This is a genomic window from Brevirhabdus sp., assembly GCF_052826345.1.
The window spans coordinates 1-21,561 of sequence record NZ_JBRBUA010000058.1 but is presented as its reverse complement, the minus strand read 5'-3'; the positions used below and the strand labels follow the sequence as shown (position 1 = coordinate 21,561).

The 21,561-nt window shown below is 65.4% G+C and carries 20 protein-coding genes; 12 read left to right on the top strand and 8 right to left on the bottom strand.

The features are described from left to right. Positions 1-386 precede the first annotated feature (386 nt). On the bottom strand, positions 387-2,327 hold the full coding sequence (thrS, locus tag ACU0BR_RS06965; protein WP_446156124.1) for a threonine--tRNA ligase: 1,941 nt from the start codon (positions 2,325-2,327) through the stop codon (positions 387-389). Between the two features lie 161 nt (positions 2,328-2,488). Between thrS and ACU0BR_RS06960 the strand changes: the two genes are divergently transcribed. Next, complete coding sequence (locus ACU0BR_RS06960; RefSeq protein ID WP_446156123.1) at positions 2,489-3,802, top strand: MFS transporter; 1,314 nt, start codon at positions 2,489-2,491, stop codon at positions 3,800-3,802. 223 nt (positions 3,803-4,025) lie between these two features. Here the strand turns inward: ACU0BR_RS06960 and ACU0BR_RS06955 are convergent, their stop codons facing one another. Next, positions 4,026-4,313 carry an ArsR/SmtB family transcription factor gene (locus ACU0BR_RS06955; protein WP_446156156.1) on the bottom strand — a complete coding sequence of 96 codons (288 nt, stop codon included), beginning with the start codon at positions 4,311-4,313 and terminating at the stop codon, positions 4,026-4,028. 104 nt (positions 4,314-4,417) lie between these two features. Here ACU0BR_RS06955 and ACU0BR_RS06950 point away from each other — a divergent pair, with 104 nt between their 5' ends. After that, positions 4,418-5,191 (top strand): alpha/beta hydrolase, encoded by a 774-nt coding sequence (locus ACU0BR_RS06950; RefSeq protein WP_446156122.1) that lies wholly within the window; start codon positions 4,418-4,420, stop codon positions 5,189-5,191. Positions 5,192-5,212: 21 nt separating this feature from the next. On the opposite strand, the gene phaZ is transcribed toward ACU0BR_RS06950, so the two are convergent. Beyond that, positions 5,213-6,514, bottom strand: coding sequence for a polyhydroxyalkanoate depolymerase (gene phaZ, locus ACU0BR_RS06945; protein ID WP_446156121.1), 1,302 nt, complete (start codon positions 6,512-6,514; stop codon positions 5,213-5,215). A 101-nt stretch (positions 6,515-6,615) separates the two neighbouring features. On the opposite strand from phaZ, the gene ACU0BR_RS06940 reads away from it, so the two are divergent. From ACU0BR_RS06940 to phaR, 4 genes are all read left to right on the top strand, one after another. Further along, positions 6,616-8,436: a PHA/PHB synthase family protein gene (locus ACU0BR_RS06940; protein WP_446156120.1), complete on the top strand. Its 1,821-nt coding sequence runs from the start codon at positions 6,616-6,618 to the stop codon at positions 8,434-8,436. Between the two features lie 46 nt (positions 8,437-8,482). Further along, positions 8,483-9,670 (top strand): GAF domain-containing sensor histidine kinase, encoded by a 1,188-nt coding sequence (locus ACU0BR_RS06935; protein WP_446156119.1) that lies wholly within the window; start codon positions 8,483-8,485, stop codon positions 9,668-9,670. Positions 9,671-9,837: 167 nt separating this feature from the next. Continuing rightward, positions 9,838-10,287 carry a Phasin gene (locus ACU0BR_RS06930; protein WP_446156118.1) on the top strand — a complete coding sequence of 150 codons (450 nt, stop codon included), beginning with the start codon at positions 9,838-9,840 and terminating at the stop codon, positions 10,285-10,287. Between the two features lie 131 nt (positions 10,288-10,418). Further along, a complete protein-coding gene (phaR, locus tag ACU0BR_RS06925; RefSeq protein ID WP_446156117.1) occupies positions 10,419-10,967 on the top strand; it encodes a polyhydroxyalkanoate synthesis repressor PhaR in 549 nt (182 codons plus the stop codon). Positions 10,968-11,015: 48 nt separating this feature from the next. Here the strand turns inward: phaR and ACU0BR_RS06920 are convergent, their stop codons facing one another. After that, positions 11,016-11,447: an Lrp/AsnC family transcriptional regulator gene (locus tag ACU0BR_RS06920; protein ID WP_446156116.1), complete on the bottom strand. Its 432-nt coding sequence runs from the start codon at positions 11,445-11,447 to the stop codon at positions 11,016-11,018. A 127-nt stretch (positions 11,448-11,574) separates the two neighbouring features. On the opposite strand from ACU0BR_RS06920, the gene ACU0BR_RS06915 reads away from it, so the two are divergent. The 3 genes from ACU0BR_RS06915 to ACU0BR_RS06905 are packed head-to-tail and all read left to right on the top strand — an operon-like array spanning position 11,575 to position 16,223. After that, positions 11,575-12,738 (top strand): alanine racemase, encoded by a 1,164-nt coding sequence (locus ACU0BR_RS06915; RefSeq protein ID WP_446156115.1) that lies wholly within the window; start codon positions 11,575-11,577, stop codon positions 12,736-12,738. A gap of 37 nt (positions 12,739-12,775) precedes the next feature. Then, positions 12,776-15,073, top strand: a complete 2,298-nt coding sequence (locus ACU0BR_RS06910) for a xanthine dehydrogenase family protein molybdopterin-binding subunit (RefSeq protein ID WP_446156114.1) — start codon at positions 12,776-12,778, stop codon at positions 15,071-15,073. Next, positions 15,048-16,223 (top strand): DUF2235 domain-containing protein, encoded by a 1,176-nt coding sequence (locus tag ACU0BR_RS06905; protein WP_446156113.1) that lies wholly within the window; start codon positions 15,048-15,050, stop codon positions 16,221-16,223. The genes ACU0BR_RS06910 and ACU0BR_RS06905 overlap by 26 nt, the downstream gene beginning before the upstream one ends. 151 nt (positions 16,224-16,374) lie before the next feature. Here ACU0BR_RS06905 and ACU0BR_RS06900 read toward each other — a convergent pair whose 3' ends face one another. Then, positions 16,375-16,860 (bottom strand): PaaI family thioesterase, encoded by a 486-nt coding sequence (locus tag ACU0BR_RS06900; protein WP_446156112.1) that lies wholly within the window; start codon positions 16,858-16,860, stop codon positions 16,375-16,377. Positions 16,861-16,981: 121 nt separating this feature from the next. Beyond that, complete coding sequence (gene metF, locus ACU0BR_RS06895) at positions 16,982-17,848, bottom strand: methylenetetrahydrofolate reductase [NAD(P)H] (protein WP_446156111.1); 867 nt, start codon at positions 17,846-17,848, stop codon at positions 16,982-16,984. A gap of 92 nt (positions 17,849-17,940) precedes the next feature. Between metF and ACU0BR_RS06890 the strand changes: the two genes are divergently transcribed. The 3 genes from ACU0BR_RS06890 (at position 17,941) to ACU0BR_RS06880 (ending at position 19,944) form a co-directional block, all read left to right on the top strand. Then, positions 17,941-18,858, top strand: a complete 918-nt coding sequence (locus ACU0BR_RS06890) for a LysR substrate-binding domain-containing protein (RefSeq protein ID WP_446156110.1) — start codon at positions 17,941-17,943, stop codon at positions 18,856-18,858. Between the two features lie 56 nt (positions 18,859-18,914). Further along, positions 18,915-19,703 (top strand): inositol monophosphatase family protein, encoded by a 789-nt coding sequence (locus ACU0BR_RS06885; RefSeq protein ID WP_446156155.1) that lies wholly within the window; start codon positions 18,915-18,917, stop codon positions 19,701-19,703. Between the two features lie 76 nt (positions 19,704-19,779). Further along, positions 19,780-19,944 (top strand): hypothetical protein, encoded by a 165-nt coding sequence (locus tag ACU0BR_RS06880; protein ID WP_446156109.1) that lies wholly within the window; start codon positions 19,780-19,782, stop codon positions 19,942-19,944. Positions 19,945-20,012: 68 nt separating this feature from the next. Here the strand turns inward: ACU0BR_RS06880 and ACU0BR_RS06875 are convergent, their stop codons facing one another. Next, a complete protein-coding gene (locus tag ACU0BR_RS06875) occupies positions 20,013-20,378 on the bottom strand; it encodes a GFA family protein (protein WP_446156108.1) in 366 nt (121 codons plus the stop codon). Further along, positions 20,375-21,121 carry a rhomboid family intramembrane serine protease gene (locus ACU0BR_RS06870; protein WP_446156107.1) on the bottom strand — a complete coding sequence of 249 codons (747 nt, stop codon included), beginning with the start codon at positions 21,119-21,121 and terminating at the stop codon, positions 20,375-20,377. Before ACU0BR_RS06870 ends, ACU0BR_RS06875 begins: the two co-directional genes overlap by 4 nt. Positions 21,122-21,561 lie beyond the last annotated feature (440 nt).

Below are 21,561 nucleotides of genomic sequence, written 5' to 3'. Positions count from 1 at the left end.
AACCGCCGGTCTTTCGACCGGCGGGTATTGCTCGACTTAAACCCCTGGATCATTCGTAAACGAGGCAGAGACATCATGGGACAGATGAAATTACGAGCACAGTAGGGGCGTCGCGGACAGACTCCGCCCCGAGGCAGTATCGAAAACCTGACTCAAAAAAGAGTCTCATGGTCATGGAAGGGCGTGAGTGGTGGATTTTCCTGTAATTTGAGCCTGTTGATAAAACGAATCTACCGATATTAAATAAATTGTAAATACGCTTTTGCAAAAATTCATTAGATTTCGTCGCCCGCCGTTTTGCGGGCGAAAATCGGTGTCATAATGGCGGGCCGGGCCGCGGCCTGAGGGCCGGGAACGGGCTCGGCCACGGAGCTCCGGCGCTCAGATCAGAACGGCGGGCGCGCCTCTGCGCTGAGCGCGGTCTGCGCGTCCTCCAACGGCAGGACCGAAGTTTGTTTTTCGCCCAGCCGCCGCAGGGTCACGGTGCGCTCCTCGACCTCCTTCAGGCCGACGGCGAGGATCACCGGCACCTTGCCGACGGAATGTTCGCGGACCTTGTAGTTGATCTTTTCGTTGCGCACGTCGGCTTCGGCGCGCACCCCGGCCGCGCGCAGCGCCTGCGTGATCTCCTGCACGTAATCATCCGCATCCGAGACGATCGATGCGACCACCACCTGACGCGGCGCCAGCCAGAAGGGCAGGCGCCCCGCGTGTTGCTCGATCAGGATGCCGATGAACCGCTCGAAGCTGCCCAGCGTGGCACGGTGCAGCATCACGGGCCGGTGCTTGTTGCCATCCTGGCCGATATAGCTGGCGTCCAGCCGTTCGGGCAGCACGAAATCCACCTGATGCGTGCCGCATTGCCAGTCGCGGCCGATCGCGTCGGTCAGCACGAATTCCAGCTTGGGGCCGTAGAAGGCGCCCTCGCCGGGGTTCAGCTCGGGCTCGATCCCGGCGGCGCGGGTGGCGTTCAGCAGGGCTTCCTCGGCCTTGTCCCAGACCTCGTCCGAGCCGGCGCGCGTCTCGGGCCGGTCGGAGAATTTGACCTTGAAGCTCTCGAACCCCAGATCGCGGTACACCTCGCTGAGAAAGGCGATGAAGCGCGCGGTTTCGCTTTCGATCTGGTCTTCGCGGCAGAAGATATGCCCGTCGTCCTGGGTAAAGCCGCGCACGCGCATGATGCCGTGCAGCGCGCCCGACGGCTCATATCTGTTGCACGATCCGAATTCGGCCATGCGCAGCGGCAGGTCGCGGTAGGATTTCAGCCCCTGGTTGAAGATCTGCACATGGCAGGGGCAGTTCATCGGCTTGAGTGCATTGACCGCCTTTTCGCGGGCGTGCTCCTCGTCGACCTCGACGATGAACATGTGATCCTGATACTTTTCCCAGTGGCCCGAAGCTTCCCACAGCTTGCGGTCGACGACCTGCGGGGTGTTGACCTCGACATAACCGCCCGCGCGCTGCTTGCGGCGCATGTAATCCTGAAGCTCGGTATAGATGGTCCAGCCGTTGGGGTGCCAGAAGACCTGGCCCGGCGCTTCCTCCTGCATGTGAAACAGGTCCATCTCCCGGCCCAGCTTGCGGTGATCGCGCTTGGCGGCTTCCTCAAGCATGTGCAGGTGCTTTTTCAGATCGTCCTTGTTCTGAAAGGCGACGCCATAGATGCGTTGCAGCATCTGGCGGCTGCTGTCGCCACGCCAGTAGGCGCCGGCCACGCTCATCAGCTTGAAGGCGTCGGCGGGCAGTTGGCCCGTGTGTTGCAGATGCGGACCACGGCACAGATCCTGCCAGTCGCCGTGCCAGTACATGCGCAGCGGCTCGTCGCCGGGGATGGCCTCGATCAGCTCGACCTTGTAGGGTTCCCCGCGCTGGGAATAATGCTCGATCGCGCGGGTGCGTTCCCAGACCTCGGTGCGGACGGGATCGCGCAGGTTGATGATTTCCTTCATCTTCTTTTCGATGGCGCCCAGATCCTCGGGGGTGAACGGTTCCGAGCGGTCGAAATCGTAATACCAGCCGTCCTTGATGACGGGTCCGATGGTGACCTTGACCTCGGGCCACAGCTCCTGCACCGCGCGGGCCATGACATGCGCCAGGTCGTGGCGGATCAGCTCCAGCGCGGGGGCTTCGTCCTTCGTCGTGTTGATCGCGATTTCCGCGTCGTCCTCGATCGGCCATTGCAGATCCCAATGGGCGCCGTCGACCTGCGCGGACACGGCTTTCTTGGCCAGCGATCTGGAAATATCGGCGGCGACCTCGGCAGGGGTCACGCCCTTGTCGAAGCTACGCGCATTGCCATCGGGAAATCGGAGGGTAATCTGGGCCATATTGGCACTCCTCGTCAGTTTGGCGCCCACGGAACGCCCGGTTGCGGGTTATTTTCACGCACTAGATGGACGGCCCTCGCGGCAGTGTCAACGCCCATGGGCGTCCCGCGGATCGGGGGTGGCGCCCGGGGGTGCGCGCCCGCAACGAATGAAGGAGCACCATGGCACAGGATTTCGCGACCACCGCCTTTCGCGCGTTAAGCCCGTCTTCACCGGAGGGGGTGCAGGATGAGCTGGACCCGCAGGCGCGGGTGGGGGAGGCGCGCAGCTTTCTGATACATGCGGCCTCTCTGAGCATGACGAAGATGGCCGACGGTCTGATCGACCCCAAGCTGGTGCTGGCCTGGCTGATGAATGCGCTGGGCGCGCCTGCCTTTCTGATCGGGCTGCTGGTCCCGATACGGGAGGCGGGCGCGCTGTTGCCACAGCTGTTCGTCGCGCCGCTGGTCCAGCGGATGCGGCTTCGCAAATGGGTCTGGGTAGTCGGCAGCGCCGTGCAGGGCGCCATGGCGGCGGGCATTCTGGTGGTGGCGCTGACGCTGGGGGGCATGGCGGCGGGCATTGCGATCTGCCTGTTGCTGGCGGTGCTGGCGGTGGCGCGCAGCCTCTGTTCGGTCAGCTACAAGGATGTGCTGGGCAAGACCGTCGGCATGTCCCGGCGCGGTTCGGCCACGGGGCTGGGCACATCGGCTTCGGCGGTGGGGGTGATCGTCTTCGCGCTGGTGCTGATGGGCGGGCTGGCGGAGCGGATGACGCTGGTGATGGCCGGGCTGGGCCTCGCGGGGGCGCTGTGGGCGGCGGCGGCGGCGCTTTTCGCGACGCTGGGCGAAACCCCTTCGTCCCGTGTCGCGAAGGCCCAAGGCCATGGCGGCGCCGGGTTGTCGCAAATGGCGCTGTTGCGGCGCGACCCACAGCTGTTGCGCTTTGTCGGCGTGCGCGGGTTGCTGGTCGCGACCGCGCTGGCGCCGCCCTATCTGGTGCTTCTGTCCGCGCAGGACGAAGGCGGCACCCTCGGGCGGCTGGGCGCGATGGTGCTGGCCTCGGCGCTGGCGTCGCTGGTCAGCTCCTACCTGTGGGGGCGGATGGCGGATCGGTCCAGCCGCCTGGTGCTCATCCGTTCGGGTCTGATGGGAGCGGCGGCGTTGGGCCTGGCGCTGCTGCTGCATCGGGCGGGCGTGTTCGGTCGGCCCTGGGCGCCGCCGCTGGTGCTGTTCATGCTGATGATCGCCTATTTCGGGGTGCGGCAGGGGCGGTCGACCTATCTGGTGGATATGGCCCCGGCGGACCAGCGCGCGACCTACACCGCCGTGGCCAACACCACCATCGGCCTGCTGCTGCTGGCAAGCGGCGCCATCAGCGCGGCGAGCAGTCTGGCGGGGGTGCCGCTGACGCTTGTTCTTTTTCTGGCGATGAGCGTGGCAAGCGCCGCCCTCGGTCTCGGCCTCAAGGAGGTGGAGGGCCGAAAAACCGGCTAGATGTCTGATCCCACGGTCTGATGGTGCGATCCTTTTCAGGGATGTAAGGAAGCATTATCGCCGACCTGCAACGTCATGGGCGGCCTGCGATTTTGCGCGCAGGCGCAAGACCCGCGGCGACCTCACACCTTGCGAATGCATCTGCAAGGATCTGCAACATCCGAACATTCCAGTCCGGCAGGGTCATCTCGAACCCGATCCACCGGATGCCGGGATCGAACAGCTAGCCCGTGCACACGACGCCCGCAGGGGCTTCCAGCAGCGGGCGGAACCATTTGTCCTGCACTTCGCGCAGGGGGGCGGTGTTGAGGTAATGGTGCTTGAAGCGCCCCTTGCGGACCGTGGTGATGAGGGAGGCCTCCTCCAGCACGGACAGGTGGCGCATCACGCCGAAACGTGACATGTCGAATTGCTTTTCCAACTGTCGCAGGGTCTGGCCGTCCTCGCGATGCAAACTGACAATCATTGCCCGGCGCGCCGGATCGCTGAGCGCTTTTAATACGTTATCCATCCGGAAACATAGGTAGCATTGAAATTCGCTGTCAATCTGCACGAATGCAAAGCCGGAGTGGCTAAAAGCCTCTCATCTTCAAGTTGTTAAATCGGAGTCGAGCCATGTCTGAAACCTCCCTCTTCGAGACGCCCCAGGGGCGGCGCATCGCCTATTGCCGCAGCCGGGTCACGCCAGACGTGGGGGGGCCGGGTGTGGTATTCCTGGGGGGCTTTCGATCCGACATGCAGGGCACCAAGGCCGTCGAGCTGGAGCGGTGGGCGAAAGAGGCGGGGCACGCGTTCCTGCGCTTCGACTATTCGGGGCACGGGCAGTCGGACGGCCGCTTTGCCGAGGGCTGCATCGGCGACTGGGCGCAGGACGCACATGAGGCGATCGCCGCGCTGACCGAAGGGCCGCAGGTCCTGGTGGGCTCCTCCATGGGCGGCTGGATCGCCCTGTTGCTGGCGCGGCGCGCGGGGCTGCCCATCGCGGGTCTGGTGACCATCGCCGCGGCGCCCGATTTCACCGAGGACGGCATGTGGGCCGGGTTCACCCAGGATCAGCGGCGCCAGCTGGACCGCGACGGGCAGGTCGCGCTGCCGTCGGAATACGGCGAGGATCTGGTGATCACGCGCAGGCTGATCGAAGACGGCCGCGAAAATCTGGTCCTGCGCCAGCCGTTGCGGTTGCCGTTCCCGGTGCGCATGTTGCAGGGCACGGCCGACGCCGATGTCGATACATCGGTTGCGCTGCGGCTGCTGGACCATGCCGAGGGGCCGGATCTGCGCCTGCTTCTGGTCAAGGGCGCGGATCACAGGTTTTCCACGCCCGACTGCCTGAAGGCGATCACGCAGGCCATCGCCGAGGTGGCGGAGCGTCGGGCGCCGCCGCGTTAGCACGCCGCGCGGCGGTCGCGTTCAGCTCAGCGCGACGAGTTTGCCCTTGCCGGGGCCGTCGGATTTGCCGGATTTGCCGGATGCCGTCGGCGCCTCGGCATTGGCGTCGATGAAATCCAGTACCAGCGGGCGGATGTTGTTGCGCCAGGATTTCCCCGCGAAGATCCCGTAGTGACCGGCGCCTTCTTCCAGGTGGCTGGCTTTCTTGTCGTCGGGCAGGCCGGTCAGCAGATCCAGCGCCGCGACGCATTGGCCGGGGGCGGAAATGTCGTCCTTGGACCCTTCGACGGTCTTGACCGCGACGGTGGTGATCTTGCCGATATCGACCCGGCGCCCGTCGACGACAAAGCGGTTCCGCGCGATCTCGCGCTCCTTGAAAATGCGCTGCACGGTCGAGAGATAGAATTCCGCGGGCATGTCCATCACCGCGAGGTATTCGTCGTAGAAGCGGTTGTGACTGTCATGCTCGCCGCTCTTGCCCTGGGCCACGCGCAGGATCTGGTCGCGGAACGCCTCGGCGTGGCGGTCGCTGTTCATCGACATGAACGAGGCGAGTTGCAGCAGGCCGGGATAGACCATGCGCCCCGCGCCCGCGTATTTGAAACCGACGCGCTGGATCGCGGAGCGTTCCAGCTGGCCCATCGTGACACGGCGCCCGAAGTCGGTGACATCGGTGGGCGTGGCGTCGGGGTCGATCGGCCCGCCGATCAGGGTCAGGCTGCGCGGCTGCGCCTCGGGGGCGTCTTCCGCCAGATAGGCGGTGGCGGCCAGGGCCAGGGGCGCGGGTTGGCAGACGGCGATCACATGGATGTCCGGGCCGATCCGCTTCATGAAGTCGACGAGGTAGAGGGTATAATCCTCGATGTCGAACTTGCCCGCGGACACCGGGATGTCGCGCGCGTTTTGCCAGTCGGTGATGTAGACGTCGGCATCGGGCAGTAGGCTGGACACGGTGGACCGCAGCAGCGTCGCGTAATGGCCCGACATCGGCGCGATGAGCAGGATGCGCCGCGGCATCGGCGCGCGCCCCTGGACGTCGAATTTGACCAGGTTGCAGAACGGGCGGCTATGGACGGTTTCGACCTCCACCAGGTGGTCGCGCCCGTCCAGTCCCACCACCGAGCGGATGTTCCAGTCGGGCTTGGCCACCATGCGCGCGAAGCTCCGCTCCGCGACTTCGCCCCAGGCGGCGGTCAGCTGAATCCAGGGGTTCGCAGCCAGTCCGAAAATCGGATAGGATGCCATTGTCGAGGCCGTGGACCCCAACCACTGGTTCGTATTGCGCGCGGTCTCCATCATGTCATAGGTGAACATGTATTTCATATTACATCCTTTTCCGGCCCCACGGCGCGCAGCGCCGCTTTGCAGCGGATTTCCCGCACCGCCATGCTGCACCCGCAGCAAGATAGGAGCAACCCGACCTCATGGCAACTGATGACGACCCCCCGCACGCGCAACACGGCGTTCAGGATCTCGAGAGGCTCAACGCCAATCTTGCCAAGATGGATGAGCTTTCCAAGCGTCTGGTCGCCGCCATTTCGCACAGGCGGCCCGCGGATCCGGGCCTGCAGGGGCCGGGCAGCGATCTCTACATGAAGGCCGCGACGGCCTACATGGGCGAAATGATGTCCAATCCCGCGCGCATCATCGAAACCCAGGCCGGCTATTGGGGCAAGGTTCTGAGCCATTTCGTCGAGGCCGGCCAGGCGCTGGGGCAGGGTCGCATGGTGCCCGACGACAAGGCGCAGGACGGTCGGCCCGCCGACAGGCGTTTCGCCAATCCGCTGTGGCAGACCCACCCCTATTTCAACTACATCAAAAATCAGTATCTCACGACCTCCGACGCCATCCGCGAGGCCGTGCAGGGGCTTGAGGGGCTGGACGGTCGCGATCAACGGCGCGTGGAATTCTTCGCCCAGCAGATCATCGACATGATGGCGCCGCCGAATTTCCTGGGCACCAACCCGGACGCGCTGGAACGGGCGGTCGCGACCGACGGGCAGTCGCTGGTCAGGGGGATGGAAAACCTGGTGCGCGACATAGAGGCCAACGACGGCGACCTGCTGGTGACGCTGGCCGACCGCGAGGCCTTCGTGCTGGGCGAGAATCTGGCCGCCACCGAAGGATCGGTCGTGTTTCGCAACGAGATGTTCGAGCTGATCCAATACGCGCCGACCACCGACAAGGTGAAGGCGGTGCCGCTGGTGCTGTTTCCGCCCTGGATCAACAAATTCTACATTCTGGACCTCAAGCCGCAGAACAGCCTGATCAAATGGGTGGTGGATCAGGGCTACACGCTGTTCGTGGTCAGCTGGGTGAACCCCGACGCGTCCTATGCCGACGTGGGGATGGACGGGTATGTCCGCGACGGCGTGTTCAAGGCGATCGAGGTCGTCAAGGAGATAACCGCGCAGCCCAAGGTCAATGCGGTGGGCTATTGCATCGCGGGCACCACGCTGGCGCTGAGCCTGGCGCGAATGAACCGGACGGGGGATAAATCCGTCCGCTCCGCCACGTTCTTCACCACCATGACCGATTTCGCCGATCAGGGCGAGATGAGTGTCTTTCTGGACGATGACTTCGTCTCCGGGATCGAGCGGCAGGTGGCCGAGGACGGGCTGCTGCATTCGTTCTTCATGTCGCGCACCTTTTCCTACCTGCGGTCCAACGATCTGATCTATCAGCCCGCAATCCGCAGCTACATGATGGGCGAGGCGCCGCCCGCCTTCGATCTGCTGTACTGGAACGGCGACAGCACCAACCTGCCGGGACGCATGGCGATGGAATATCTGCGCGGGCTCTGCCAGGACAATCAGTTCGCGACCGATGGCTTCGAGGTGCTGGGCGAGAAGGTCACCCTGAGGGACGTGAACGTGCCGGTTTTTGCCGTGGCCTGCGAAACCGACCATATCGCGGCGTGGAAATCGAGCTTTTGCGGAGTCAGCCGGATGGGCGGGCGCGACAAGACCTTCGTGCTGTCGCAGTCCGGCCATATCGCGGGCATCGTCAATCCGCCGTCGCGCAACAAATACGGCCACTACATCTCGGACACCGCGATGGAGGGCGACCCCGATGCCTGGCGCGAGGGGAGTGAATTTCATCCCGTGTCCTGGTGGCCGCGCTGGATCGACTGGCTTTCCAGGCGGTCGGGCAAAATGGTGGACGCCCGCACGCCGGGGTCTGCGTCCTATCCCGTACGCGGCGCGGCGCCGGGCACCTACGTCTTGCCTACACCCAAAGAATAGAAGAATTTGATTGCCGCGGAGCGGGAAATTATCGAGGAATCGGGCAATGGTGTCACCGGAAATTGCGAGGGACGTGGAGCAGATCAAGGCGCTGGATACGGTGCCTTCGATCCTCCAGGTTCTCAGCGATGTCACGGGGATGCGCTTTGCGGTGATTGCGCGGGTGACCGATACCAACTGGACAGCCTGCGCGGTGCGCGACACGCTCGATTTCGGCATGGTCTCGGGCGATGAGCTGGAAATCGACAAGACCTTTTGCGACCGCGTTGTCAGAAGCCACACGCCCGTGGCCTTCGATCACGCCACGCAGGATCCGATCTACAGCCACGATCCCATTCCCAAGCTCTACGGGATCGAAAGCTATATCTCGGTGCCGATCGTGCGCGCCGACGGCTCCAACTTCGGCACGCTCTGCGCGTTGGATTCCGATCCCAAACATGTGGTGACGGATCGTAACATGAAGCTGTTCGAGCTGTTCGCGCAGCTGATCGGTCAGCAACTGGTGACGCAGGACGATCTGGACGAGGCACGTTCCCGGCTGGCGCAGGAACGGGAGGTTTCGGTGCTGCGCGAGCAATTCGTCGCCGTGCTGGGCCATGACCTGCGCAATCCGCTGGCCGCGATCAACGCGGGGCTGGGGCTGCTGCGACGGCGGGTGTCGGGGGCGGAGGAGGTCAGGCTGCTGGATCTGATCGAGGCGTCGAGCCAGCGGATGGAAAACCTGGTGCGCGACACGCTGGATTTCGCGCGCGGGCGGATGGGCGGCGGTATCGCCATCCGCGCGGAACCGGCAACGGATCTGGCGCAGGTACTGGAGCAGACGGTCGCCGAATTGCGGCAGGCGCATCCCGACCGGCAGATCGTCACCAAGATGCGGGTCGACGGGCCCGTTGTCTGCGACACGGCGCGCATCGCGCAATTGTCGTCCAACCTTCTGTCCAACGCGCTGCAGCACGGCGACGCGGACGGCCCCGTCGAGGTTTCGGCAACCGCCAACGCCACCGTCTTCGAGCTGCGCGTGCTCAACAACGGCGATGGCTTGCCCGCGGACATGCTGGAGGGCAATTTCACACCCTTCCGCCGCTTCGACGGCACGGTCCGCCGGGAGGGGCTGGGGCTCGGGCTGTACATAGCCTCCGAAATCGCCAAGAGCCACGCGGGCATGCTGTGTGCCGAAGCGCGCGACGGGACGGTCCGCTTTACCTTCACCATGCCCCGCACGCGGCGGCCCTGACGACGCGTGGCGGCTGGGGGCGGACAGGCTTTCCGGGGCAGGGCCACCCGGATCCTTTCATGCTGCGGTGCAGAAAAAACTTGAAATGCTGCGACGCAGCGTGTAAGTAGGGTGCAGACGCAGAAAACGCGGTGCCCCCGCCGCAGCAAGTCGAAAGGATTTTCAAGATGGCCAAGACCCAAGATTACTCCAAGGCGATGAACGACTTCATGGGCGCCTTTCCGATGGACAGCGCTGCCATGGGCGACGCGTTCCGCAACTCTGCCAAGCTGGGCGAAAAGATGTCCCGCGTTGCATTGGAAGCGGCCGAAAAGTCGCATGAGATCTCCTCGCGCTGGACGCGCGACACGCTGGCCCAGATGGGCGCGATCACCTCCGTCAAGGAAGAGCCTGCGGCCTACGGCAAGGCGATGAGCGATTTTGCCTCGGCTTCCGCGGAAATCGCATCCGAGAACCTGGCCGCCTATGCCGAGGTCGCCAAGAAGGTCCAGATGGAAACCGTCGAGCTGTTGATGGCGGCCGGCAAGGACGCTTCGCAGGACATGACCGCTGCCGCTCGCAAGACCGGCGAGGACGTGACCAACGCGGCGCGCAAGACGACTGCCGCCTCCAAGTAAGATCGCGTTTCGGCACGGTGGTCTCCTCCCCCAAAAGCCGAACCTGGCGGGCCATTGGCCCGCCCTTTCTTTTTGTGCCGCAGTGCAATAGGCTTGCTTCGCATTGCAATCTGCACATTCGGGGGGCCGTCGTGGCGACAAGCGATAAACCGTTGCTGATAAAGCGATATGCTAGTCGGCGGTTGTATAACACCGAGACCAGCGATTACGTCACGCTGGAAGATATCGCAGGTTTCATCCGCAACGGGCGGGAGGTAAAGATCGTCGATCTGAAAAGCGGCGACGACCTGACCCGGCAGTATCTGTTGCAGATCATCGCCGAACACGAAGGGCGCGGCGAGAACGTGCTGCCGCTCGAGGTTCTCAACGATCTGGTACGCAGCTATTCCTCGCAGGCGCGCAGCGTGGTCCCGCAGTTTCTGGAAATGTCCTTCGACATGCTGCGCGACGGGCAGTCAAAGATCATGCAGAACCTGACCACATTGCCCAACCCGATGGCGCAGATGCCCGGGTTCGAGGCGATGCAGGCGCAGCAGCGCGCCTTCATGAAGGCGATCACCGGCGGTATCGGCGGCAGCTCGGGGCCTGAGATGGACCGCGACGACAAGCCGGACGACAAGGATCTGAAAGACATCAAGCGCCAGTTGGCGGAGCTACAGGAAAAGCTGTCGAAGATGTGACGCCGCCCGGATGCGGGGCGGGGCGCGACGGTGCGGCGGTATCCCGCGTCAGCTGCGGCGGTCCAGCTTGGTCGACAGGTGGATCAGACTCTCGGAAGACCGCACGCCGGGGATCGCCCCGATCGCGTCCAGCGTACCGTCCAGTTCCTGCGTGGTCTCGGCGGCGATTTTCAGGATCAGATCGAACCGGCCCGAGGCCGTATGGATCAGCACCACCTGCGAAATCTGGCGCAGCCGTTGCAGGACGGCGGCGGTGGCGCGCGGGTCGACCTGCACGAGAACCGTCGCGTCAATGCGCCGGGCGTCGCTCGCGCCGCCGCGCCGCAGCGTATAGCCCGCGATCGCGCCGCTGGTTTCCAGCCGGTCGATCCGCGCCTGCACCGTCGTGCGCGCGACATGCAGCCTGCGCGCCAATACCGCGACGGAGCAGCGGGCATTTTCGGCGAGCAGAGCCATCAACCTGCGATCAAGATCATCCATATTGCCGATCATCTCGGCGAAATGCCCGAGATGCACGAAAAATCGGACGCTCTGCCGCTGTCATTCGCCGCGGGGGGATGTCACCTCTGGAATCGACGAGGAAAAGAACGACGGGAGGGGCGAAGCCATGGACCTGACGCCGCCGCGGTGGGAAAGCCCGCTGCACCACATCAACGCCACGCAGCCGGACCGGCCGGTCCTCTATTTCGACCCCGACACGCTTCATGCCACGGCGCGCCGCCTCATCGAGGGGTTTCCCGGTCTGGTCAGCTATGCGGTCAAGGCCAACGACCGTCCCGAGGTCTTGCAGGCGTTGCTCTCGGCGGGGATCACCGCCTTCGATGTGGCCTCGGTGCCCGAGATGCGCGCGATCCGGCGGCTGTCGCGCGACGCCGCCTTGCATTACAACAACCCCGTCCGTTCCCGCGCCGAGCTGGCCGAGGCCGCCGCGCTGGGCGTGGCGTCCTATTCCGTGGACTCGCTGTCGGAGCTGGCAAAGCTTGTCGCCGCCGTGCCCGCCCGCGGAACGGAGGTGGCGGTGAGGTTCAAGCTGCCGGTGCGGGGCGGGATCTATGATTTCGGCAGCAAGTTCGGGGCCGAGCCGGACCATGCGGCCGTGCTGCTGCGGGCGGTCGCGGATGCCGGGTTCGCGCCCGCGATGACCTTCCATCCCGGCACCCAATGCGAGGGGGCGGATGCGTGGCGCAGCTATATCACGACGGCCGCACGCATCGCGCGCGAGGCGCGGGTGCGGCTGGGGCGTCTGAACGTGGGCGGCGGCTTCGCGGCCGACCGGGGCGGCGCGCGGCCGGATCTGGGTGCGATCTTTGCCGCCATCGACGCGCAGGCGCGCCGCGACTTCGCGCAGATGCCCGGGCTGCTGTGCGAGCCGGGCCGCGCGATGGTGGCCGAAAGCTATGCGCTGGCGCTGCGGGTGAAGGCGATCCGCGACGGGGCGGCGGTATTCCTCAACGACGGGATCTACGGCCATCTGGCCGAAGCGCCGCTGCTGGGGGCGGTGCAGCGTGTCACCGTGCTGGGCCCGGAGGGGCCGCGCCGCGGTCCGCGCCGACCCGTCCAGGTCTTCGGCCCCACCTGCGACAGCGTCGATGAGCTGCCCCGGGGCCTGTCGTTGCCGGATGATCTGGCCGAGGACGATCATCTGCTGATCCACGGCATGGGCGCCTATTGCGAGGTCACCGCGACGCGATTCAACGGCTATGGCGCGGCATCGGTGGTCAATGTCCGCTCATTGGGGGCAGGCACTGGACACGGGACGCACGACAGGTAGTCTCCGGCGCGAAACAGCATTCGGATAAGGCACTGTCATGGATAAGTTCGGTACCAGCCAATCGGTCAAACGGGTAGAGGACGTGCGCTTTCTGACCGGCGACGGAAGATACGTCGACGACATCGCCCCCGAAGGCGCGCTCCACGCCTATTTCCTGCGCTCGACCCAGGCGCATGGCGACATTGCCACGCTCGACGTGTCGGAGGCCGAGACCATGCCGGGCGTGCATATGGTGCTGACCGCCGATCGGCTGGCAGAGGCGGGGCTGGACATCAACATGCCCACCACGACCGTGCCGAACCGCGACGGCAGCAATGGCGCGGCGCCCGACCGGCCGCTGCTGGCGCGCGGCCGGGTGCGCTTCGTGGGCGAGGCCGTGGCGGCCGTGATCGCGGACAGCTACATCGAGGCGCGCGACGCCGCCGAGGCGATCGAACTCGACATCGAGGAACGCCCCGTCCACATCGGGCTGAGCACCGGCGGCGAGCCGCTGCATGACGAGGCGCCCGACAACCTGGCGTTCGACTGGGCCTTCGGCGACGAGCAGGCGACGCGCGCGGTCTTCGACGGCGCGGCGCATGTGGTCACGCTCGACATCGACGACAACCGCATCATCGTCAATTCGATGGAACCGCGCGGCTGCTACGCCGAAACGGAGGCCGACGGCCGGTTGCATGTCTGCGTGAACGGGCAGGGCGTCTGGGGGCCGAAGGCCGCGCTGGCGCGGACCTTCCGCATCGATCCGTCCCAAGTGCGCGTCACCACCCCCGACGTGGGCGGCGGCTTTGGCATGAAGGGGATGGACTACCCCGAAACCTTTTGCGTCGCCCATGCGGCGCGCAGCCTTGGCCGCCCGGTGCGCTGGATCGCCGACCGCACCGAATCCATGCTCAGCGACAATGCGGGACGCGATCTGACCTCGACCGCGTCGATGGCCTTTGACGAGAATCACAAGCTGATCGCCTATCGCGTCGACGGCATCGCCAACATGGGCGCCTACAACAGCCAATATGCCCAGCCGATCCAGACCGAGCTGGCGCTGAAGGTGCTGACCGGGTGCTATGACGTGCAGCAGGTCTATTTCAACATGCGCGGCGTGTTCACCAACACCACGCAGGTGGATGCCTATCGCGGCGCGGGCCGTCCGGAGGCGATTTACGTTCTGGAACGGGCGATGGATTATGCCGCGCGCGAGCTGGGCCTCGACCCTTGGGAACTGCGCCGGATCAACTTCATCCCCGCCGCGGCCTTCCCCTATGTCTCCGCCTCCGGCGAGACCTACGACGTGGGCGATTTCCACAAGGTGCTCGCCAGTGCGGAGCGCGCGGCGGATCTCGACGGGTTCGCCGCGCGTCGCCGCGGCTCGGAGGCGCGCGGCCAGCTGCGCGGCATCGGCCTGTGCTATTACATCGAGTCGATCCTGGGCGACCCGTCCGAGGGCGCGGCGGTCGAATTCAACGACGACGGCAGCGTCACGCTTTACGTCGGCACCCAGTCGAACGGGCAGGGCCATGAAACGGTCTATCCGCAGATCCTTCATGAATATACCGGCATCCCGCACGACTGCATCCATGTCGTGCAGGGCGACAGCGACCGCATCGCCAAGGGCGGCGGCACGGGCGGATCGCGGTCGGTCACCACGCAGGGCACGGTAACCCGCGGCACCGCCACCAGGATGAAGGAGGCCTTCGCGCCCTTCCTCGCCCAGCAATGGGACGTGGAGCAGGTCGATTTCCAGGATGGCGCATTCCGCGCGCCGGGCAGCAACCGGACCCTCACCATGATCGAGGCGGCCGATCTGGCGCGCCGCAACGGGCGCACGGATCTGCTGCGTTTCGACCACCGCGAGGAGCTGCCGGGGCGCAGCTACCCCAATGGCGCGCATGTCTGCGAGGTCGAGATCGACCCCGAGACCGGCCACGTCAGCGTGCCGCGCTACACGGTGGTCGATGATTTCGGCGTTCTGATGAACCCCATGCTGGCCGAGGGGCAGGTGCATGGCGGCGTCGTGCAGGGCATCGGGCAGGCCATCAACGAGCGTGTGGTCCATGACGCCGACGGGCAGCTGCTGACCGCGACCTTCATGGACTACGGGATGCCGCGTGCGTCCGAGCTGCCGATGTTCGCCTTCTCGACAGAGCCCGTGCCCTCTACCGCGAACCCGCTGGGTATGAAAGGATGCGGAGAGGCGGGCACCGTCGGCGCGCTGGCGGCGGTGGCGAATGCGGTTCTCGACGCCGTCTGGGATCGTGGCATTCGTCAGGTGGACATGCCCTTCACACCGAACCGCATGTGGTCGATGATCAATGATGGAACTGAAATCGCGGCTGAATGACTGGTTGGGGCGCTGGCTTGGCAAAAGCGCGCGCCTCGTCAGGAAATCCGGCCCCGCACGGGGTCTGGCAAGGGGGCCTGCGGATATCATCGTGGTGCTCGACGGCACGATGAGCACGATCCAGTCGGGCATGGAAACCAACGCCGGGCTGACCTACCGCCTGCTGGCGGAGGTCTCGCCCTCCGTCCGGCTGTCGGTCTTGTATGAGCCGGGCATCCAGTGGGACGGGCTGCGCCATGCGTATCAGGTGATCGTGGGCATCGGCATCAACCGGCAGATCCAGCGCGCCTACGGCTTCATCGCGTCGCATTACCGCCCCGGCGACAGGATTTTCCTCTTCGGCTTTTCGCGCGGCGCCTTCGCGGTGCGGTCGCTGGCGGGGGTGATCGACCGGCTGGGGCTGCTCAAGGCCGAACATGCCACGGAACGCAACATCCGGCAGATCTACCGCCATTATCGCTATAATGCCGAAAGCCGCGCGGCGAACGTGTTCTCGCGCCGCTATTGCCACAAGGACACGCCGGTGCAGATGGTGGGCGTCTGGGATACCGTCAAGGCGCTGGGGCTTCGGATGCCGATTGTGTGGCGCTGGTCGCTGCCGCACCATGATTTTCACAACCACAGGCTGGGACGGTCGGTGCTGCATGGCTATCACGCGCTGGCGTTGGACGAGACGCGCCTGGCGTTCGAGCCGGTGATCTGGTCCTGCCCCCAGGACCACCCCGGAGAGGTCCAGCAGGTCTGGTTTCGCGGCTCGCACGGGGATGTGGGCGGGCATGTGCTGGATGTCGACAGCGCGCGGCCGCTGGCGAATATTCCGCTTGTCTGGATGCTGGACCGGGCGGTGGATTGCGGATTGACTCTGCCCGAGGGCTGGCGCGACAGGTTCCCGCAGGATGCAGGCGCGCCCTCGGTGGGCACGTTCCGCGGCTGGGGCAAGATCTTTTTCATCCGCCGCCGCCGCGAGGTCGGACGCGACCCGTCGGAAGCCATCCATCCCAGCGCCGCCCCCTATCCCGGCCTGCGACAGGCCGATGTCGCCCCCAGACCCCCCGTGGCCGAAGGGCCCGACGCGGCGCCCGATGCGGCGCCGTCATTCGGCGAACGCCTGGGCGCGATCGTGTCGTTCAACCGTTCGGCCACGAGATAGCGCCGCGCGTGCACGCAAGAGCGTATCCGGGCCAAGCCGGGCGCCTTCGCGGACCGCTCGATGCCCGCGGCCCTTGCACCGCATGTCCGAACACTGCGCGCGTCGTCAGCTGCGCGCGCGGGATTTCCCCTGAACAGGCCCGCCGACCGCGTCAGCCTGCGCGCATGATGATGCAGGTGGTGGACCCGGTCGCATAGGTCTTGCCATCCTCCACGCCGGTGATGCGCGCGAAGGCGACCCCGGTGGACCGGCCCGCGTGTTCGACCCATGCGGTGGCGTCTACCTCCATCCCCGCGGGGATCGAACGGGTGAGGTTCACCTTGTATTCCAGCGTCGTGTAGACCGAACCTTTCGGTACGGTCGTCATCACGGCGCAGGCCAGCGCGGAGTCGAGGATCGTGCCGTACCAGCCGCCGTGCACGGTGGACAGCGGGTTGAAATGCGCAGCTTGCGGCGCACCGCGAAAGGTGACCTCGCCGGGGGCGACCGCGTGCAGGCGAAAGTTCATGACCGCGCCGATGGGCGGCTCGGGCGCGCGGCCCTCCAGAATGGCCTGCATGAATTCCAGCCCCGACAGCGCAAGGATCTCGTCCTGCGACAAGAGCGCCTGCCTGGGGCTGGTTGTGTCCTTTGTCAACGCCGCGCCCTCTTTGCTGTCGCTGCCTGCGATCAACCTAGGCCGCGCGGCGCGGCGGGAGCAACCGCCCGCGGCCCCGATCGGCTTGATCCGGCACGGGCGGGGGACCGGCCCGCGTGCCTCAGGCGACCTTTTGCAGCGACACGTCGGGGGTGATGCCCAGGGCGTGGCAGACATCGCGCGTCAGCCGGGGCTTGTTGAGCGTGTAGAAATGCAGCTCCTCGACGCCGCCGTCGATCAGGTCGCTGCACATCTCCGCGCAGAGCGACGTGCTCAGCAGATCGGCGCGCCCGTCGCGTTCGGCCCGCGCAAAGCTTTCGTGCAGCTCGGCCGGGATCACCGCACCGCAGCCGGCCGCGAATTTCGCCACTTTCGCCCAATTGTCGATGGGCAGGATGCCGGGAATGATGGGCGCGTCGATGCCCGCCTTGACGCAGCGGTCGCGAAAGCGAAAGAACGTCTCCACATCGAAGAAGAACTGCGTGATCGCAGAAGTCGCGCCCGCCTCGATCTTGCGTTTGAGGTAGGCGACATCCGCCTGATCGTCGCGCGCTTCGGGATGGCGGTCGGGGTAGGCGCCCACGCGCAGGGTGAAGCGGCCGGTCTCGGCAAGCGCCTCGATCAGCTCGACCGAATTGGCAAACCCCTCGGGATGGGCGCAGAAACCGCCGCTGCCCTTGGGCGGGTCACCGCGCAGCGCCACCAGCTGCGACACCCCCGCATCGGCATAGGAATGCGCGATTTTCAGCGTGTCCTCGCGCGTGGCGTCTACACAGGTCAGATGCGCGGCGACCGGCATCTGGTAATGGTTGTGGATTGTCTCCACCGCCTCATGCGTCAGCTTGCGGGTCGTGCCGCCGGCGCCATAGGTGACCGAAACGAACTCGGGCTTGAGCGGGGCGAGCGCCTGAACGGTTTCCCACAGGCGAAAACTGGCATCCAGCGACTGGGGCGGGAAGAACTCGAAGGAAACTTTGGGCGCGGGCATCTGGGTCATCCGATCATAGTGGCTTTCCTGCTTGTCGCAGGAATGACGATGTGAGACAAATTCATAATTCTCAACATCTATATGAGTTCCGCATGCATCTGGAATTTCGGCATCTGCGCTCGGTCAAAGCCATCCATGAGGCGGGCGGGCTGGCGCGTGCGGCCGATATGCTCAACATCACGCAATCCGCGCTCAGCCATCAGATCAAGGGGCTGGAGGATCAGGCGGGGATGGAGCTGTTCGTGCGCCGGTCCAAGCCGATGAAGCTGTCTGCGGCCGGGATGAAGCTGCTGAAACTGGCCGAACGCGTCCTGCCCGAGATAGCGGCCCTGGAGGAGGACTTCCGCTCGCTCCGGTCGGGCAAGTCGGGGCGGCTGCATATCGCCATCGAGTGCCACGCCTGTTTCGAATGGCTGCTGCCGGTGCTGGAACAGTTCCGCCAGGCCTGGCCCGAGGTCGATGTCGACATCCGCCCCGGCCTGTCGTTCGAGGCGTTGCCCGCGCTGGGCCGCGAGGAGGTGGACCTCGTCGTCTCCTCCGACCCCGAAAAGATGGCGGGCGTCGATTTCACACCGCTGTTCGATTATGAACCGGTGTTCGTGGCCGCAGGCGCGCATCCGCTTGCGGATCGGGATTTCATCGTGGCCGAGGATTTCCGCGATCAACTGCTGATCACCTATCCGGTCGACCGTGCAAGGCTGGATGTCTTCAGTCAGCTTCTGATCCCCGCCAAGGTCGAGCCGCGCGGCATCCGGCAGGTGGAGCTGACGGCGGTGATCCTGATGCTGGTCGCGTCGAATCGCGGGGTTTCGGTACTGCCCGACTGGGTGGTGAGGGAGCTGCGGACCTCGAAGGATTACGTCACCAAGCCCCTGACCGAAACCGGGCTGACGCGCCGCCTTTATGCCGCGACCCGCGCCATCGACACCACGAAGCCCTTCATGGCGCATTTCATCCGGCTGGCCAGCACGTTGCCGTTGCGGCTGCAGCGGGGGGAAAGCCTCTTGTGACAGGCGCGCTCGGGGTCTATAGCCGTGAACCTTGAAAAAAGGAGCTTTCGGCGATGATGCAAGGCAGTGCCAACCTTAATCTCATGGTCAAGGCCGCGCGGCGTGCCGGCCGGTCGCTGGTCAAGGATTTCCGCGAGGTCGAGAACTTGCAGGTGTCGATGAAAGGCGCGGGCGATTTCGTCAGCCGCGCCGATCTCGCCGCGGAGGCGATTCTCAAGGAAGACCTGATGACCGGGCGCCCGAACTACGGCTGGCTGGCCGAGGAATCGGATGAGATCGAGGGCAAGGACCCCACCCGCCGCTGGGTGGTCGACCCGCTGGATGGTACGACGAATTTCCTGCACGGCCTGCCGCATTGGGCGGTGTCCATCGGGCTGGAGCACAAGGGCGAGATCGTCGCGGGGGTGGTGTTCGACCCGGCCAAGGACGAGATGTTCACCGCCGAAAAGGGCGGCGGCGCCTTCATGAATGAATCGCGCCTGCGGGTGTCGGGGCGGCACCGGATGATCGAATGCATCTTCGCGACGGGGCTGCCCTTCGGCGGCCGCGCGGATCTGCCCGATACCTTGCAGGATCTGGCCCGCCTGCTGCCGCGCTGCGCCGGGGTGCGCCGCTGGGGCGCGGCCGCGCTCGATCTGGCCTATGTGGCTGCGGGCCGCTACGACGGCTTCTGGGAGCGTCGGCTGAACGCCTGGGATCTGGCCGCGGGGATGCTGATCGTCAAGGAGGCCGGCGGCTTCGTCGAGCCGCTGAATCCCGACGGACGGGTGTTGGACGACGGCGAGATCATCGTGGCCAACGAGCCGATCTTCGACAAATTTGCCGCAGTCATCAGAAATAGCTGACGGCTTTGCGCATTAAGGCCTTCTACGGAGGGCCGCCGCCGTTCAACCTGCTCCGATGAAACATGCCAGGTCCATCATGTCCCGCAGGGGAGGATTCTTCCGGCGCAGCGACGGAGCGGTCACGACCGATTTCGTCGTGCTCTGCGCGGGTGTGATCGTGCTGGCCTCGGCCACCGTCCAGATCTTCGCCGACAGTGGCGATGTGCTGAGCGACATCATCAAATCCTTCATCACCAAGTAAGAACGCGGCATCGGGGGCCGCGCCCGCGGAATCGCCCCCGCGTGCATCTGCCCCCCTGCGGGCGCGCGTCAGGCGTCCGAGGGGTGGTTCACGCCGTCGACCCAGCCGATCGGTTCCAGATCGCGCGGGTTCACCCCCCTCAGCGCCCCGAGGTTCACCCCGTATTCGTTCGGGTTGGACCGCCGCCGGTGGTGGGTGTAGATCCCGCAGGTCGTGCAGAACCAATGCCGCGCGGTATGCGTGCCCCACTGATATAGGGTGAGGTTGTCCGCCCCGCGCCGCACCTCCAGATCATCCAGCGCCACCGAACAGGTCGCGGCCGCGCGCCTGCGGCAGAACGAACAATCGCAGCGATGCGCGTCCTCGAGCCCCCGTGCGAGCGTCACCGAAAGCTCCACCGCGCCGCAGTGACATGTCAGCCTGTATTCGTTCATTTCCGTCGCCTCACCGTGGGAATGGAACTTGCGCTGATCCGGTAGTTCGCGTCGGGATGCGGGGGGTGGCCGTGCGTGCGCGCCCAGAACGCAGGCCCGCCGCGCCGCAGCCATATCGGCAGGCTGAGGATCAGACCCACGGCGAAACCGCCCGCATGGGCCCAATAGGCGACCCCGCCCGTGCCCGGTGCGCTGCCCACCCCGCTATAGAGCTGTATCGCGAACCATATGCCCAGCATCACCCAGGCGGGCAGCGTGAAAATGCGGAAGAAAATCACGAAAATGACCAGGATATCGACCTTCGCGCGGGGAAACAGCAGCAGATAGCCGCCCATCACCCCCGCGATCGCGCCCGACGCCCCGACCGTGGGAACCGGCGAGCCGGGTTCCGCCAGGACCTGCGCCGCATTGGCCAGAACGCCGCTGGCCAGATAGAAAGCGAGAAAGCCGCCGTGGCCCATTTCCTCCTCCAGATTGTCGCCGAAGATCCAGAGAAACAGCATGTTGCCCGCGATATGCATGATCCCGCCATGCAGGAAGGCGGCCGTCACGAGCGTGTGCAGCTGGGTCCCCTCGCTGATGCGGCGCGGGATCATCGCCCAGTCGTAAAAGAACTGCGACAGCCGCGCCTCATCCGAAAACAAGGGCCAGTAGAGCAGAAAGACCAGCACGTTCAGCCCGATCAGCCCGTAGGTGATCCAGGGCGTTTTCAGCGAAGGGTTATGGTCGCGAATGGGAAACATGCGACAGACCCTTCGCCAGGAGCGTGCCGAGGTCAAGCGCTCGCATCGGTGCGATTTGACAGAAGCGACAGGCGGCGCGCGGATGAAGCCATGAACGCGGCATTCGCGCCCTTGCCGACGCTTGGCCCGATGGATGGGCTGATGGGCGGCGTGTCGGGCGCCTGATCCGTATCGGCGCAGACCTGCCGGGCCGCACCGGATCGTGCGCAGCCGCTGAACCGCCGCGCCCCTGACGCTGCACCCGCGGCTGCCCGAAGATGGCATGTTGCCGAAAACGCCGGGGCAGGAACTCTGGCCGCGAGAACCGGCTTTTCATCTTCCGTCCGCTTGCCTATCGTCCGGGTGCTGCGGGCGTGCTGGAATGATCGTCCGGGTGCTGCGGGCGTGATGGAATGGTAGACATACCTGACTTAAAATCTGTTGGGGCGTAGCCCCGTGTG